Raw genomic sequence first — 14,946 nt, forward strand, 5'->3', positions numbered from 1 at the left:
TTGGTTTTTTTGCGTTTCCCATCACGGCCAAGGTGATATTTCAGGCGGCATTTTTGCCATACCAAAGCAGGATTGCCAGCGCAATGGCAATCAATACCAAGGGCAATTTCAAATCGACCATCGCCCCCAGCAGTTTTTTCTTTGCGCCGTTTTTTGCATCATTCAAGGCCCCCGCCCATTTGGCTTTTCGCACTTCAAGAAATGGATCAAAGCCGTTCAGCGTTAGCGTATCCCTGTTATGAAATGCCGTGCGGGCGACACCCTGTGATAAATTAAAACTGTTTAAAACAAGCTCGGATTTATGCCTGTCTTTGATCGCCAGAGTTTTCGCTGAACCATTGTAGAAGTTGAATTTGAACAGAGTTTTTTTATATTTTCCATTCACTTCATTATGGGTGACTTCGAGCTTGCGCAGTTGTCCCAGGTCATACACGCCTACCTTCCAGGATCTGGCATCGACTATCGCCAGAGGGAAAAGATAACAACCGGGAAGGAAGTGAAATTTCTTATTGAGCTGATGGCGTTGCCAGATCGCATGTGCGCCATATAAAACACCTGTCAACAACAGCGCATACCAGATAATTGCCCTCTGGCCATCCCACAGTATGCTGAATGCATCCAGTACCTCAGAAAATGCCACCAGCCATAATAGAATGCTGCAAACGAGCACGAGACATGTATTCAGCCCAAACCAGATTCTGTTTGATATCGTGTCGGCATACACCAGGTAATCAGGATTGGAAACTGACTTTAATAATTGTTTTTTGACGCTACGGGATAGCTTATCAAAATCGAATTGATAAAAGACGTGCACGAATTCAATCCTCAAATTTAAAATGTACTGGTTTTATTTGCGTTAGAAAGCACTATGTAAAGCTTGCAATTATTCAACATTATCAGTATCACCAATTCTATTGTCCCGGTCAACCTATGCGTCTGGAAATGATGTTTTGGGCGCATTGCTATGCCAGAATGCCGGTTTTTTTGTTCTGTTGCATGTTTAAAGGCATCCGTCAGAAATTTTCCGGCACCGATCGACCGTCATCCGCTATTCATCGCAAACCAGAGGTAAGGGCAAATCCGCATGCGTATATTTCAAGTCTTGAATCATTCTTATGGAGAAGATGTGATGAAACACTGGAAAGCAGTAATCGCAGCCTGCCTGATTGGCTTTGCCATGAATGCCTCGTTTGCGGATGGCATCAAGCTTGGTGCGCCCGACGGGTGGCAACTATGGGGACCTTTGGGTGATAAATATGAGATGGGTATAGACCCGGCAGAAAGCACGCCCGATCATCCCGCGCTTATCATCGCCAGCAAAAACACGCCGACCAATGAAACCGTGACCCTGATGCAGCAAGTGAATGCCACAGAATGGGAGGGCGGCATGATCGAATTCAGCATGATGGCTAAAGCGGTCGGGGCAGAAAAGAACAGGGTATGGTTACGCCACTTGAAAGGGCGAAACCCTGTTACCGGTGAAAAACGCAGCGTGCCGGAACTGATGCTGAACTCACGCAGCATACCGGACGGCAAAGGGTGGGAGCGGATTACCATCATCAGCTATTTGCCGAAAGATTCAGGTGACGAAGACCGGCATTTTGACATCGGTATCTCACTTGCCTCCAAAGGCAAGATATGGGTCCGGGATATCAAATTGGAACGCAAGCCGTTTGTGCCAATCAGTAATCCTGTTGAATTACCGGCTTTTCGTATGGGCTTACCCACTCAGCCTGCCCGCAATCTGAACTTTAACGGCTAATTTTTCGACCTCGCGCATGTGTGCAGTGCAGATATGCGCATAGATTATATGAATACAGGAGTCAACATGAAACACTGGAAAATCGTCATCGCCGCACTCATGGTCGCGTTTGCCGTTAACTTTTCTTTTGCCGGACCGGTCAAAAATGGTATCCCCAAAGGCTGGATTGGTAGTGGTGCGATCGCTACCCATTATGAAAGCGGGCTGGATGAATCACAAGGCAGCCCAGAGCAACCGGCCTTCTTCATCGCTGCAAAACAGGATGCTGTCACAGATGATTTTGCTGCCATCACACAAGTGATTGATGCCAGCGCCTATCGTGGAAAAATCATGTTCTTTACCGCTTCTGCTTTGCATATAGGGGATCTGGGTGGTTATGAATTCTGGATCAGAACCACGGATGAAAAGGGCGGTACCTCCATCGCATCTTCATGGGCCCGCAAGAGTGATACATGGGAAGCAGTCAGGGTCAGATTGATGGTGCCGGCCAATGCACAAAAAGTGGAGCTGGGCGTGGGTATCAGGGATAAAGGTAAATTGCTGGTGAAAGGCATGACTTTCAATGAAGTGCAGCCTAGTGTTTTTGTGCCAGAAAGCAAGCCCATCGCCAATAAGATCACCATGGGACCAGTCGCTGGTACGATACAGAACCTGAATTTTTCTGAATAATTTTCCAAATAAGTTCAACAGATGCACACAGACATTGCGATATCTCATCAAGATCAACAGCGTGATAGCACAGCCGCCACCTGGCCATTCTTGTCCATGGCGGCAGTGCTGGGTCTGCTTGCTTATGCAGGTTTGAGCACGACCCGCTCTGCCTGGCTGGCAGATAGTCTGGCGCTCTTGCTGGCATATACGCTGGCGCAGGCGGGTTTGTGTCTGTCGCAAAAAATGCTGTGGTTTAAGCATGCCGGCCAGCGCTGGCTTGTGCTGATGCTGTCTGTGTTGCTGGCCCTGTATGCAGGGGTGCGGGCTGAAACCATGTTCTGGCCACCCTTGACGACTGGTCATGCAAACTGGTTGCTGCCCGCCGTCATTCTGGCATTTATCTTTGCCACCGTATTGCCGGCAGCCATGGATCTGGAAATCAAACGCCGTACCCAGGCCAGCCTGGCAACTGAAGCCAGCAAGCACAAGGTGGAAAGACAAATGCTGGAAGCCAGGCTGGCCGCTTTACAGGGACAGATAGAACCGCATTTTTTATTTAATACTCTGGCCAATACCCGTGCCCTGATACATCAGGATGCCAGCCTTGCCCAACAGATGCTGAACCATCTGATTGCCTATCTGCGTGCTGCCATGCCCGACATACGTCAGAACACTACCACTTTGGGGCAAGAGCTGGACAGGGCTGCGGCATACCTGCAAATTTTCCAGATACGGCTGGGGCCGCGCTTTCAATTCTCGGTGCAAGCTGCTGATGATGTCAGGGCTTGCCTGATCCCACCATTGGCCGTGATGAGCCTGGTAGAGAATGCCATCAAACACGGCATAGAACCGCAACCCGGCGATGTGCGTATAGATATCAGTGCCAGTAGCGATGCCGGGCAATTGCAGATCACCGTCCGCGACAATGGCCGCGGCTTTCAGGATGAGCTGGGCAGCGGTGTGGGTTTGCTGAACGTGCAGGAAAGATTGCTGGCCCTGTTTGGTGAACAGGCAGAATTGCAGTTGCAACCGCAAGAGTCTGGTGGTGTAAGGGCGACCATCTGTTTGCCAGCCACGTCTGGCAGTTTGTCATGAGTGTCAACAATCCCAAAGTACTGATCGCCGAAGACGAAGCGATTTTGCGACAAGAGCTGCAAAGCACATTGCTGCAACTGTGGCCAGAACTTGACATCATCGCTACTGTGGATGATGGTATCAAGGCCCTGCACGCGATAGCCGAACTGCGGCCCGAGCTTGCTTTCCTGGATGTGCATATGCCAGGCTTAAGCGGTATCGATGTCGCCCGCCTGGCACAGCATCCCTGCCATATTGTATTTCTAACTGCCCACAATGATTATGCGGTCGATGCCTTTGATCAGGGTGCTGTTGATTACCTGCTCAAACCGCTGGATGCAGGGCGTCTGGCCCTGGCTGTGCAAAGACTCAGGCTACGCCTGTCACAGCAACCGGCCGACCTGTCTGCATTGCAAGTCAAAAAACCACAGGAGGCGCTGCGCTGGATACAGGCATCCGTCGGTAACCAGATACGCTTCATCAATGTCAGCGACGTGCTGTGTTTTCGCGCAGATTCCAAATATACCAAGGTCATCACTACCAGACTCGAAGCCTATATCCGTACCACCATCAAAGACCTGACAGCGCAACTGGATGCCGATAAATTCTGGCAGATATCACGCAGCAATATCGTCAGTGTGGCGGCGATTGATGCGGTACAAAGAAGTGATGGTGGATTGGCCTTGCGTTTGCAGAATGGGGATGAATGGCTGGCGGTGTCGCAGGCGTATCAACACCAGTTTCGCCAAATGTAGCTGCTAAGTGCTGGTTAAGCTACTGCGCGGCTCAACTCAAACTGACATCGCTCGCTACGCTTACTCAGCGACTCCTTTGGGCGCGCTGGTATTGCATTTAGCGACGATGCATGTTTATGCGATATACTATTGTCATCAATTACACAGAATCATTTGATCATGAAAACCAAAAACTTGTCGCTGATGTGCAGTTTGTCTGGTCTGTCCACGTTATTGTGTATCCTTGTATCAAAGAACAGTGATTTTTCTGTCTTGGGTCTTACGTCAGAATTCGTATCCGGATTCTTTCTGGGCTTGTCTATCGTTGCAAGTATCGTGACCATCGTGATTGGCGTCAATTTGGGTGTGGCGGCCAAACGGGACGATTCCATCCAAGGCTAAATGCTTGACTTCTGGTCATGGCAAGCGTGCATTCCTGCAATGTTGAGCGCGTGCCATATCAGCTTGTCCTGATCATCCTTTTCCATAAACGTCTGAAGTGTCCCTCGCGTCACTTCCTATTCACGTACCATGGGTTTCAGCGTGCATTTGGATTCGTCTATTTTCATTAAAATCTGCTTGACGCGACATTGTTGGTAATGCAGTCTGGTTCACATGCTATAAAAAATGTATGCGGCTTTGCTTGACTAACTTTAGCGGATTCAGCTTTTTATGATCAACATCAAAATATTTGTTTTCTTGCTGGCTATAGCGGGGTTGGCCCATGCAGTGGAAAAAAGTGAAGACATTGTTGTCGGTACTATAGAAACCATACATTCGAATGTCTTGAACGAAGATAAAAAGATCTGGGTATATGTTCCCAAGCCGAATGCAGGCCGGGGGCCGGAGAAGCCGGTTTATCCGGTTGTCTATTTGCTGGACGGCAGTGATCATTTTCTTTCGATGATGGGTTTGATGGAAAAGAAATGCCGGGGTATTGGCCATTCTTGTCCCGAAATGATTCTGGTTGCTGTTACCCATAATAATCGTCAGCGTGAACTGACACCGACCAAGGCAGGTTCGTATGCCCAGCCAGAAAAGATCAATGAAAACTCTGGCGGCGGCGAGGCTTTCTCTGCCTATCTGGAAAAAGAGCTGATTCCCTACATCAATGCAAAATATCCGGCGGCTCCCTATCGGGTATTGGTTGGCCATTCTTTGGGTGGCTTGACGGTGATGCATAATCTGATCAATCACAGCGCATTGTTCGATGTTTATCTGGCGATAGATCCCAGCATGTGGTGGGACAATGCACTGCTGGTCAAACAAATGGAAGTCGCGCTCAAGGACAATCGCTTTGCTAACAAATCGCTTTATCTGGCTGTTGCCAATACGCTGGCAAAGGGGGCCTCAATGGATCAGGTCAGATCTGGAAGCGATCAGGAAAGCAGGCATATCCGTTCCATACTCAAACTGGTCGATACACTGGATGCCCATCCACAAAAAGGCTTACGCTGGCAGTGGAAATACTATCCGGAAGAAGGCCACGCTTCTGTTCCTGTCCTGGCTGAGTATGATGGCTTGAACTTCTTGTTTGATTTTTACAAGCTGGCCGATTTTGTGCGCTTGTATGATTCGAAGATAGATGGTGCAGGTGAACTGAAGCAGCAGTTTGAAAAAATCAGCGCGCATATGGGCTATCGGCTTTTACCCGATCTGGAAACGATGGATGGGTTGGGACAGCATTTCTTGCGTGAGAAAAAATTGAAGAATGCCCATGATTTTTTTAGCGTGAATATGGAAAACTATCCACGCAATGCTTTGTCGCATGAAGGTATGGGTGATTACTACAGGGCGGCTGGTGATCAGGCCCGTGCGAAGGATGTATATCAGCAAGCCGTGAACCTGGATGCCAATTCCAAAGCCAAAGGGAAGCTGGATAAATTGAATGGCATCGTGGCTCGCTGATGGCTATTTGCGGAAATTAATTATCTATTCAGTGCGCCATGAACGCCGCTGAATTCCTGCCTTCGCAGGAATGACGATGTGGAAGGTAGCAGGATTAGCGGCCACTTCCGTATGAAGAGCAATGCGGTAAGCCAGAGAGCGGTTTCGCAATCAGATAGTAGTGCACTAGGCCCACCGTATTATCGCAGCATATCAAATCAATGTTTCTCGATCTTGGTCTGATTAATCTCATCCAGCCCATCCGCATCCAGGTGGGCGACATCACCCCATTGCACCAGCTTCACGTCTTTGCCCGCCACTTCAAAACGATTGATGCTGGCGTTGTAGATAGTGACTTCACGCGGTGCATGCAAGGGTAAATCTTTGGCCGCGCGGTAGGCGCATTCCAGTACGCCACCGTGGGCGACGATGGCGATTTTCTTGCCTTCAAATTGTTTAGCATAGTGCAGCACATGTTCCATCACGCGTTTGTGGAACTGGCGTATGGTTTCACCTTCATTTTCGCCGGGCGGGAATTGGGCATCGGGCTCATGCGCTTGCCAGGCATTGTATTCTTTGCGGTACAGGCTGGGCAGTTCACTGTACAGCTTGCCTTCAAAGCCGCCAAAGCAGCGTTCGCGCAAGCCCTTGTCTATGCGTGTGCTGATGCCTTGCAGGCGGGCGATTTCACCGGCAGTCTGCACGGCGCGCTGCAAATCACTGGAAACAATCGCATGCAGTTTTTCATTTTGCAAGGCCCAGGCCAATGCCTTGGCCTGACGTGTACCTTCGGCATTCAGAGGGATGTCGAGGTGGCCCTGCAAACGACGTTCTGCATTCCAGGCGGTCTCGCCATGGCGTATCAATAAAATTTCTGTAGGCTTCATATTTTGCTTATTTGGTCTTGAGCCAGAAGGTGACCGGGCCATCATTGGTCAGCGATACTTTCATGTCAGCACCAAAGCTGCCGGTTTCTACCTGGGCATGTTTGCTGCGTGCCTGGGCAACGAAGTAGTCGAATAATTGCCTGCCCAGTTCTGGTGGTGCAGCCGGTGTGAAAGAGGGGCGGGTGCCGGAATTGGTATCGGCTGCCAACGTGAATTGCGGTACCAGCAGCAGACCGCCCTGTACGTCAGTGACACTGCGATTCATCTTGCCAGCATCGTCAGAAAAGACGCGGTAAGCCAGTAATTTTTTCAGTAAATCATCAGCCTGTTTTTCAGTATCTTCGCGTTCGGCGCAGACCAGCACCATCAGACCTGCATTGATGGCACCTATGGTGTTGCCATCGACGACGACTTTGGCTTCGGTGACTCTTTGTAGTAGGGCGATCATGGGGGGGGTAATTGGTATCGTTGCTTGGGGGCGGAGAGACGGGGTGAAATCTCGTAGGTTGGGCCGGGCCCCGCTGGGCTACGGTTTACCAGCCCAACACTGGGCCTTGGCAAACGCATACATTATTTAAACGCAGAGTGTTGGGCTGATGAAGCGTAGCCCAACCTACAGGGCTACGAAATTTAAAATATCAAGCCGTCAACGTCACTTTCGCAAATTTACGCTTACCCACTTGTACTACAAACGTCCCTGCTTCAACCTTCAAAGCTTTGTCACTTATGACTGTGCCATCAATACGCACGCCGCCTTGTTCCACCATACGCAAGGCTTCTGATGTAGAGGCACAAAGATTGGTTTGCTTCAGCAACTGGCTTATGCCAAGTGGCGCACCACTCAAACTAACTTCTTCCACATCATCCGGTATGCCACCCTTGGAACGGTTCACGAAATCCGCCAGCGCGTCTTCTGCCGCCTGCTTGTTATGGAAGCGGGTCACGATTTCCTGGGCGATGGCAACTTTGATGTCGCGCGGGTTCTGGCCTTCGGCCACGGCTTTTTTGTAAGCGGCAATCTGTTCCAGTGTGCAGAAAGACAGCAACTCGTAGTAACGCCACATCATGGTGTCCGAGATACTCATGATCTTGGCGAACATGGTGTTGGCAGGTTCCGTGATGGCGATGTAGTTGTTCTTGGATTTGGACATCTTCTCAACGCCGTCCAGGCCTTCCAGCAAAGGCATGGTCAAGATACATTGCGGTTCCTGGCCATAATCCTTTTGCAGTTCACGGCCAACCAGCAGGTTGAATTTTTGATCAGTACCACCCAGTTCCAGGTCAGATTTCAGGGCCACAGAGTCGTAGCCCTGCATCAGCGGGTACAGGAATTCATGCACCGAAATGGGCGTGCCAGCCTTGAAACGCTTGGTGAAATCATCACGCTCCATCATGCGGGCCACGGTGTACTTGGATGACAGTTGTATCATGCCGCGCGCACCCAGCGGGTCTGACCATTCCGAGTTGTAGCGGATTTCAGTCTTGCTGGCGTCCAGCACCAGAGACGCCTGTTTGAAGTAAGTCTGGGCGTTGTCTTCGATCTGCTCGCGCGTCAGCGGGGGGCGGGTGACGTTACGACCAGACGGGTCGCCGATCATGGACGTGAAATCACCGATCAAAAAGATGACGGTATGGCCCAGATCTTGCAACTGTCGCATCTTGTTGAGTACCACGGTATGGCCCAGGTGCAAATCTGGTGCAGTCGGGTCCAGGCCCAGCTTGATGCGCAAGGGTTTGCCGCTTTGTTCGCTGCGCGCCAGTTTTTGCGCGAATTCAGACTCGATTAATAGTTCATCAACACCGCGTTTGGTCACTGCCAGCGCGTGTTGCACCGCATCGGACAAAGGCAGGATTTTGCTGGCCTGTTCGGCCTTGTCAGTAGAGTTTGAATTTTGTACAGAAGTCATAGTAAAATCACATCAAATTTTTTGTAACACCGCTGGTCGAATTCGTAATCTGAATCCATAATCAGCGTTTTGCCAAATTCTGGGTGTTGGTTAAATTGCCGGGATTAATCATAAGCGTTACAAGCCACCGGATACTTGCAATTTTACTTGCTAAGTGATTTTCAGGCGGATTTTGTGAATACTTTATAATCCCATCCCTGGCCTTGCAGTCTTGCTATGTTGTGCATCTTGTGCACGCTCTCAATGACTACAACAAGCCCGAATTTTCGATAAAAACAGTCAATTTTAACTTATTGCATGCGTCCATCAGATAAATTACTTCGTTTAGCTTCTGGTAGCAGACTGTTGTTCGGCACCACGCGCGCTTCGCGCATCGTCTCTGTTTCCGCTCTTTTCTTTGCTGTCTGCGCATTTGGCGCAGTAGGCGTAGCGCCGCTGGCACCTGATGCCTCGGACCTGCCAGTCAAGAGAATCACCGAAGAACTGTCCCTGCCAAAACTGGAAGACCAGGTTGCTGCACTCGAAGCGAGTGAGCAACAATTCACCAGGGAAGCGACCTTCAAGAGCAGTGAACCATTGAGTACATTCTTGCAACGCATCGGTGTTGACGATGACGAAGCAAGCCAGTTTATCAAGTCAGACAGTATTGCCCGCAGCATGTTGCAGTTCCGGGCAGACAAGACCGTTGCAGTCAAAACGGATGATGAAGGTGAACTGTTGTGGTTGCAGACAACCGTCTCAGATGGCCCCGACAAGCCCGTCAGAAATATCGTCATCAAGCGCGATGCCAATGGTAAATTGGTATCTTCCGACATCACCGCCAGTCTGGAACGACGCGTGGAAATGGCTACTGCCTATATCCGCACCGCGTTTTACCCTGCTGCCGATGATGCCTTGATCCCTTATAACGTCACCGAACAGGTCAAGTCCATGTTCGAGACCAATGTTGATTACCAGCGCCTGCAAAAGGGTGATTATTTCAACATTGTCTATGAAAGTTTTTGGCAAAACGGTGAACGTGTACGCACCGGCCGTGTACTGGCAGGCGAATTCAGCAATTCTGGCAAGCTGTATCAGGCGGCCTGGTTTGAAGAAACTGGCGGCAAAGGTGGCTATTACACCTTTGACGGCAAATCCCTGAAAAAAGCCTTCCTGAAATCGCCGATAGAATTTACCCGCGTGTCGTCCGGTTTCTCCATGCGCGTGCATCCTATCTCAGGTCAATGGAAAGCCCATAAAGGTGTTGATTTTGCTGCCGCCACTGGCACACCGATACGTGCTTCCGCTGATGGTGTGGTTGATTCAGCCGCGCCCAGCAATGGTTATGGCAATCTGGTCGTGCTCAAACACTGGAATAACTACAGCACTGCCTATGCCCATATGAGCCGCTTCGCTGCCGGTATCCACAAGGGCAGCAAGGTTAGTCAGGGTGATGTCATTGGCTATGTCGGCACTACCGGCTGGTCTACAGGCCCGCATCTGCATTATGAATTCCGCGTCAACAATGAAGCGCGCGACCCCATGTCCATCAACATGACGGAAGCCGCCCCATTGGCCGCGAATGAAATGAACCGTTTCAAAGGCTTTGCCGGTGATATGAACCACAGGTTCAATCTCTTGCATCCTGAACGTATGGCTGAAACCATGAAACTGGCATTGCGCTAGGCCTGTATTAAGCCACCAGCTTGAACAAGTACCCGCCAGTTTCATTCATGCCCGCTCGTTTTGTCACAACCTTGGTGACAGCATGAGCGGGCATGTTGCGTTTACTGTGCGTAAAGCCGTGGCCGCAGATGCGCCAGCGTTGACGGTACTGATATTGCAGGTGTGGCTGGATACCTATGCAGTGCATGGCATACGCCCGGCGATTGCCGCTTATGTACTGGATGAACTTACGTTGGCCAGAACCAGTGCTTATCTGGCGCAGGCCCAGACCCATACCCATATCTTGCTGGCAGAGGCTGATCAGCACCTGGTTGGCTATTGCCAGACTACATCGGGCAAGCCCGGTCCGCAATCTACAATAGCCGACGCTGAGCAGGCTGAAGTCGATCACCTATACGTGCACCCCCGTTTTTTTGGCCATGGTATAGGGCAAAGATTGCTGGCCGATGCGGAACTGGCTCTGCAAGCCCAGGGGATAAAACAGGCATGGTTGTCGGTGTGGGTAGGTAATGCACGTGCACTGCAGTTTTATCCACGGGCGGCCTATCAGGAAACCGCCGTCAGCATATTCCAGATGGGTGAAGAGAAAATCGAAAACAGAATTTTTTCCAAAATGCTGTAATCTTCAAAATAGTCCCTTTCCATCTAGTCCCTTTCCATTAACCAAGCGAGTGCCAGCATGTCAGACCATTCAGAAAACAGCGTACCCGTCTACCTCGGTTTAATGTCCGGTACCAGCCTGGATGGCGTTGATGGTGTGCTGGTCAGCTTTCCTGACTCCGCAGATGGCAATGAAGCCACGGCTGCCATGCAGATTATCGCCAGTGCCTATGTGCCTTTTGATGATGCTTTGCGGCAGCAGGCCATGGCCATGCAGCAGCCGGGCGAAAATGAAATTCACCGCGAAGCCTTGCTGGCCAATGCGCTGGCGCATTGCTACGCAGCCTGCGTCCATGCCTTGCAAGCCAAGTCGCCACTCAGCCGCATACATGCCATAGGCGCGCACGGGCAAACCATACGCCATCGGCCAGAACTGGGCTATACCCGCCAGACCAATAATCCGGCTTTGCTGGCTGAATTGACGGGCGTGGATGTGATTGCCGATTTCCGCAGCCGCGATGTGGCTGCCGGTGGGCAGGGTGCACCGCTAGTGCCGGCATTTCATCGCGCCGTCTTTGGCAAGCCTGGCAGTTGTCGTGTGGTGGCCAATATTGGTGGCATCAGTAACATCAGCATTCTGGCGGAAGATGGACATACCCTGGGTTTTGATACTGGCCCTGGCAATGTATTGATGGATGCCTGGATACAAAAACATCACGGCAAAAGCTATGATCAGGACGGTGCCTGGGCGGCCCAGGGGAAAGTCATCCCTGCCTTGCTGCAACAATTGTTGTCCGAAGCCTATCTGCAATTACCGGCCCCCAAAAGCACCGGGCGTGATTTATTCCATATGGCATGGCTGCAAGATAAGCTGCACAGCAAGCAGCACGATTTTGCCCACGCGCAGGCCGTTGACGTGCAGGCCAGCCTGTGCGAATTTACTGCCCAGACTTTAGCCAATGATATCGTGCGGCATGCAGCGCAGGCCAGTCATGTGTATGTCTGTGGTGGTGGTGCCTTCAACCATCAACTGATGCAGCGCTTGCAAAACTTGCTGGCGGCACAGGCTTGCCCCGCCCGCGTGTGCAGCACCGCGGATTTGGGCGTTGCCCCGGAGCAGGTGGAAGCACTGGCCTTCGCCTGGCTGGCCAGACAGTTCAGCTTGCGCTTGCCGGGCAATCTGGCGGATGTTACCGGCGCAGCTGGCGCACGCATATTGGGTGCGTTGTATCCGGCCTGATGGTTGATCCTGGCCCCCCATTTTTCGACGCGGAAAGCACACAGAAATGCTGAGTTGAACGCGGCATTTATTCCGTTCACACATCGCCCATTGTCATGTTGTGACTAACCGACAATACTTTCCGGTTGAAAACGCAAGACTTCATTTTAGTGAATTTCATCTAAAACACTGCGCGCCTGCTCTGGCGGTGCACTTCCCTAGAGTGCGTATAAATGATTTAACTCATTTTTATACTGCTGCTATCGTCGGAATTATCCAACAACCGGCTTTTTTCATCTCTCTTTATGTTGCATGGCAACTTGCTAATCCGGGCTGCTGATCCTAGCCTGAGGCTGCCATCACAAGCATCAGCTCACAGAAGCTGAGCCATTGGCACCGCTGAGTTTCATTTCAACGATAACAAAGAAAGAGACAAAATGAAAAAAAGCATGATGAAGAAATTGTTCGTGTGTGTAGTCGCCCTGATGATGCTACCGGCACCATCTTGGGCATCAGGTTATACGGAAACAAAATATCCGATCGTGCTGGTGCACGGCCTGTTTGGATTCGACAATATCGGTCCTGTCGATTATTGGTATGGGATTCCTTCCGCTTTGCGCAGCGATGGTGCCCGGGTGTATGTGACCCAGGTAGCAGCTGCCAACAGCACTGAAGTCCGGGGTGAGCAATTGCTGACCCAGGTCAAACAGATACTGGCCGTTACCGGTGCCAGCAAGGTCAATCTGATTGGTCATAGCCATGGCGGGCCTACCACTCGCTATGTCGCTTCCATCCGGCCTGATCTGGTGGCATCCGTGACATCGGTGGGTGGTGTGAATCGCGGTTCCAAAGTAGCAGATGTACTGCTGGGTGTTGCACCGGCAGGTTCACTGTCGAATACTGTACTGGTGTCCATTACCAATGGCCTGGCGCAGATCATCAGTTTCTTGTCCGGCAAACCTACGCTGTCGCAAGATTCGCTGGCCGCTGCCAATTCACTGAGCACGGCCGGTTCACTGAAGTTCAATGCCAAATATCCGGAAGGCATTCCCACCACGACCTGTGGTGAAGGTGCTTATACGGCCAAAGGTGTGGCGTATTTTTCCTGGAGCGGCGCCAAGCCTTATACCAATGTACTCGATATCATCGATCCGGCATTGGCACTGACTTCACTGGCTTTCGGATCAGAAAAAAATGATGGACTGGTCGCCAGTTGCTCCGCCCATCTGGGCAAGGTGATTCGTGACGATTATGCGATGAATCATCTGGATGAAGTTAACCAGACCATAGGATTGATCAACATTTTTGAGACCAATCCGGTTACGATATACAGGCAGCATGCAAATCGTTTGAAAAATCAGGGCCTGTAATCACAAGGCTTTGATCTGAGTTTTGATGTTCAGGCAAACCAGATGGTGGCGTAGTGACAGCACACCACTATCTGGCCCAGGCAGAAAATTGCTAAATGATATGCATAGGAGCGGTGCTCAATGAGAACAGGTAATCTTGCATTTGCAGGCGCGACGACATTGTGCGTCGCTGCTTTTTTTGTTTTTACTGCTTTAAAAAACGAGCCCAATCAAGAACCCATCAAGCTGCGCAAGGCAGATCACAGCTTTGATTTTGTGCGCTCGATGGAAGGTACGACCGGTGACGGCAAAATCAGCCAGGATGCCGCCGGTGATTTACAGATCAATGTTGAACTGCGGCTGTTGTTTGATTATTACCTGGCCGCCATCGGCGAAAAAAAACTGGATGAAATTCAGGCAGAAATTGAAAAAGTGCTGACCCAGAAACTGGGTAGTAAAGCCGCCCAGCAAGCCAAAGATTTATTGGCACGCTATATTCAATACAAACAGTCATTACTGACGGTGGAAAGTAATGCGCAAAATATTAACCCGGGAAAAACCGGCATGAGTGTTGCAGCAAGACAACGCTGGACCGCCATGCAGCAAGTGCGCCAGCGTTATTTCAGCGATCGCGAAAACCAGGCCATGTTTGGCTTTGATGATGCCTATGACCAGGACGCACTGGCAAGAATGGACATCGCAGAAAATAGCAGCCTGTCGGCTGAAGATAAAAAAGCACAACTGAAAGCACTGGATGATGCCTTGCCCGCCGCCTTGAAAGAAGAAAAAAATGCGCCTTATCAGGTAGTGCGGCTGGAAGAGCAGGCACAGAGCCTGCGTGCCAATGGTGCCAGCGACGAAGAAGTCTTTCGTATGCGCGCTGCCGCCACCTCGCCCGAAGCTGCGGCCAGACTGGCCCAGGTCGACAAGGACGAAGCTGCCTGGAAATCACGCATACAACAATACCTGGACCAAAAAAATCGCCTGAGTACCGAAATGGCTTTTCACAGCGAATCAGAAAAGCAGGGCGCCCTGCAGCAGGTACGCAATCAGTTTTTCAGTGCGGATGAGCAGCGGCGTTTGCCAGCGTATGAGTGATGCGGGGTAGCTTTGACATTGAGGTGTGAAATCTGACTGGCGGACCCAGATCAGTCTGCACGTCAGCCGTGCACCTCAATCATGTACCTCAATAAGGTCCACCAAGCTAAGGA

The 14,946-nt window shown here is 50.8% G+C and carries 15 protein-coding genes; 11 read left to right on the forward strand and 4 right to left on the reverse strand.

The window, feature by feature from the left end; translation table 11 throughout:
- Positions 1-40 precede the first annotated feature (40 nt).
- Entirely contained in the window at positions 41-814 is a 774-nt protein-coding gene (locus ACO0LK_RS00150) for a hypothetical protein (protein ID WP_422971007.1), read from the reverse strand.
- Between the two features lie 315 nt (positions 815-1,129).
- Here ACO0LK_RS00150 and ACO0LK_RS00155 point away from each other — a divergent pair, with 315 nt between their 5' ends.
- The 6 genes from ACO0LK_RS00155 (at position 1,130) to ACO0LK_RS00180 (ending at position 6,129) form a co-directional block, all read left to right on the forward strand.
- Complete coding sequence (locus ACO0LK_RS00155; protein ID WP_422971009.1) at positions 1,130-1,762, forward strand: hypothetical protein; 633 nt, start codon at positions 1,130-1,132, stop codon at positions 1,760-1,762.
- 66 nt (positions 1,763-1,828) lie between these two features.
- The gene (locus ACO0LK_RS00160; protein WP_422971011.1) at positions 1,829-2,431 is read left to right on the forward strand and encodes a hypothetical protein; all 603 of its coding nucleotides are present in this window, start codon (positions 1,829-1,831) and stop codon (positions 2,429-2,431) included.
- A gap of 21 nt (positions 2,432-2,452) precedes the next feature.
- A complete protein-coding gene (locus ACO0LK_RS00165) occupies positions 2,453-3,508 on the forward strand; it encodes a sensor histidine kinase (RefSeq protein ID WP_422971013.1) in 1,056 nt (351 codons plus the stop codon).
- On the forward strand, positions 3,505-4,242 hold the full coding sequence (locus ACO0LK_RS00170; protein ID WP_422971015.1) for a LytR/AlgR family response regulator transcription factor: 738 nt from the start codon (positions 3,505-3,507) through the stop codon (positions 4,240-4,242). Before ACO0LK_RS00165 ends, ACO0LK_RS00170 begins: the two co-directional genes overlap by 4 nt.
- A gap of 159 nt (positions 4,243-4,401) precedes the next feature.
- Positions 4,402-4,623 carry a hypothetical protein gene (locus tag ACO0LK_RS00175; RefSeq protein ID WP_422971017.1) on the forward strand — a complete coding sequence of 74 codons (222 nt, stop codon included), beginning with the start codon at positions 4,402-4,404 and terminating at the stop codon, positions 4,621-4,623.
- Positions 4,624-4,893: 270 nt separating this feature from the next.
- On the forward strand, positions 4,894-6,129 hold the full coding sequence (locus ACO0LK_RS00180) for an alpha/beta hydrolase-fold protein (protein ID WP_422971019.1): 1,236 nt from the start codon (positions 4,894-4,896) through the stop codon (positions 6,127-6,129).
- A gap of 197 nt (positions 6,130-6,326) precedes the next feature.
- On the opposite strand, the gene ACO0LK_RS00185 is transcribed toward ACO0LK_RS00180, so the two are convergent.
- The 3 genes from ACO0LK_RS00185 to tyrS all read right to left on the reverse strand — a co-directional run bounded on the left by ACO0LK_RS00185 (position 6,327) and on the right by tyrS (position 8,902).
- Positions 6,327-6,995 (reverse strand): histidine phosphatase family protein, encoded by a 669-nt coding sequence (locus tag ACO0LK_RS00185; RefSeq protein WP_422971021.1) that lies wholly within the window; start codon positions 6,993-6,995, stop codon positions 6,327-6,329.
- Between the two features lie 7 nt (positions 6,996-7,002).
- Positions 7,003-7,443 (reverse strand): D-aminoacyl-tRNA deacylase, encoded by a 441-nt coding sequence (dtd, locus tag ACO0LK_RS00190; RefSeq protein WP_162060782.1) that lies wholly within the window; start codon positions 7,441-7,443, stop codon positions 7,003-7,005.
- A gap of 190 nt (positions 7,444-7,633) precedes the next feature.
- Positions 7,634-8,902, reverse strand: a complete 1,269-nt coding sequence (gene tyrS / locus ACO0LK_RS00195; protein ID WP_422971023.1) for a tyrosine--tRNA ligase — start codon at positions 8,900-8,902, stop codon at positions 7,634-7,636.
- A 345-nt stretch (positions 8,903-9,247) separates the two neighbouring features.
- Between tyrS and ACO0LK_RS00200 the strand changes: the two genes are divergently transcribed.
- The 5 genes from ACO0LK_RS00200 (at position 9,248) to ACO0LK_RS00220 (ending at position 14,833) form a co-directional block, all read left to right on the forward strand.
- Positions 9,248-10,567: a peptidoglycan DD-metalloendopeptidase family protein gene (locus ACO0LK_RS00200; protein ID WP_422971025.1), complete on the forward strand. Its 1,320-nt coding sequence runs from the start codon at positions 9,248-9,250 to the stop codon at positions 10,565-10,567.
- A gap of 82 nt (positions 10,568-10,649) precedes the next feature.
- A complete protein-coding gene (locus ACO0LK_RS00205; RefSeq protein ID WP_422971027.1) occupies positions 10,650-11,189 on the forward strand; it encodes a GNAT family N-acetyltransferase in 540 nt (179 codons plus the stop codon).
- 57 nt (positions 11,190-11,246) lie between these two features.
- The gene (locus ACO0LK_RS00210; protein WP_422971029.1) at positions 11,247-12,407 is read left to right on the forward strand and encodes an anhydro-N-acetylmuramic acid kinase; all 1,161 of its coding nucleotides are present in this window, start codon (positions 11,247-11,249) and stop codon (positions 12,405-12,407) included.
- Positions 12,408-12,823: 416 nt separating this feature from the next.
- A complete protein-coding gene (locus tag ACO0LK_RS00215; RefSeq protein WP_186946855.1) occupies positions 12,824-13,756 on the forward strand; it encodes a lipase family alpha/beta hydrolase in 933 nt (310 codons plus the stop codon).
- Between the two features lie 120 nt (positions 13,757-13,876).
- Positions 13,877-14,833 (forward strand): lipase secretion chaperone, encoded by a 957-nt coding sequence (locus tag ACO0LK_RS00220; RefSeq protein ID WP_422971031.1) that lies wholly within the window; start codon positions 13,877-13,879, stop codon positions 14,831-14,833.
- The last annotated feature ends 113 nt before the right edge of the window (positions 14,834-14,946 follow it).

Source organism: Undibacterium sp. Ji49W (genome assembly GCF_049340205.1).
In the GTDB taxonomy this organism is placed as follows: Bacteria; Pseudomonadota; Gammaproteobacteria; order Burkholderiales; family Burkholderiaceae_D; genus Undibacterium.

Excerpts from the sequence above, each read along its gene's own strand:
- tyrS (WP_422971023.1), bottom strand. The coding sequence starts at position 8,902 with ATGACTTCTGTACAAAATTCAAACTCTACTGACAAGGCCGAACAGGCC.
- ACO0LK_RS00215 (WP_186946855.1), top strand. The coding sequence starts at position 12,824 with ATGAAAAAAAGCATGATGAAGAAATTGTTCGTGTGTGTAGTCGCCCTG.
- ACO0LK_RS00155 (WP_422971009.1), top strand. The coding sequence starts at position 1,130 with ATGAAACACTGGAAAGCAGTAATCGCAGCCTGCCTGATTGGCTTTGCC.
- ACO0LK_RS00180 (WP_422971019.1), top strand. The coding sequence starts at position 4,894 with ATGATCAACATCAAAATATTTGTTTTCTTGCTGGCTATAGCGGGGTTG.
- ACO0LK_RS00220 (WP_422971031.1), top strand. The coding sequence starts at position 13,877 with ATGAGAACAGGTAATCTTGCATTTGCAGGCGCGACGACATTGTGCGTC.
- ACO0LK_RS00165 (WP_422971013.1), top strand. The coding sequence starts at position 2,453 with ATGCACACAGACATTGCGATATCTCATCAAGATCAACAGCGTGATAGC.
- ACO0LK_RS00205 (WP_422971027.1), top strand. The coding sequence starts at position 10,650 with ATGAGCGGGCATGTTGCGTTTACTGTGCGTAAAGCCGTGGCCGCAGAT.
- dtd (WP_162060782.1), bottom strand. The coding sequence starts at position 7,443 with ATGATCGCCCTACTACAAAGAGTCACCGAAGCCAAAGTCGTCGTCGAT.
- ACO0LK_RS00185 (WP_422971021.1), bottom strand. The coding sequence starts at position 6,995 with ATGAAGCCTACAGAAATTTTATTGATACGCCATGGCGAGACCGCCTGG.
- ACO0LK_RS00210 (WP_422971029.1), top strand. The coding sequence starts at position 11,247 with ATGTCAGACCATTCAGAAAACAGCGTACCCGTCTACCTCGGTTTAATG.
- ACO0LK_RS00160 (WP_422971011.1), top strand. The coding sequence starts at position 1,829 with ATGAAACACTGGAAAATCGTCATCGCCGCACTCATGGTCGCGTTTGCC.
- ACO0LK_RS00170 (WP_422971015.1), top strand. The coding sequence starts at position 3,505 with ATGAGTGTCAACAATCCCAAAGTACTGATCGCCGAAGACGAAGCGATT.
- ACO0LK_RS00175 (WP_422971017.1), top strand. The coding sequence starts at position 4,402 with ATGAAAACCAAAAACTTGTCGCTGATGTGCAGTTTGTCTGGTCTGTCC.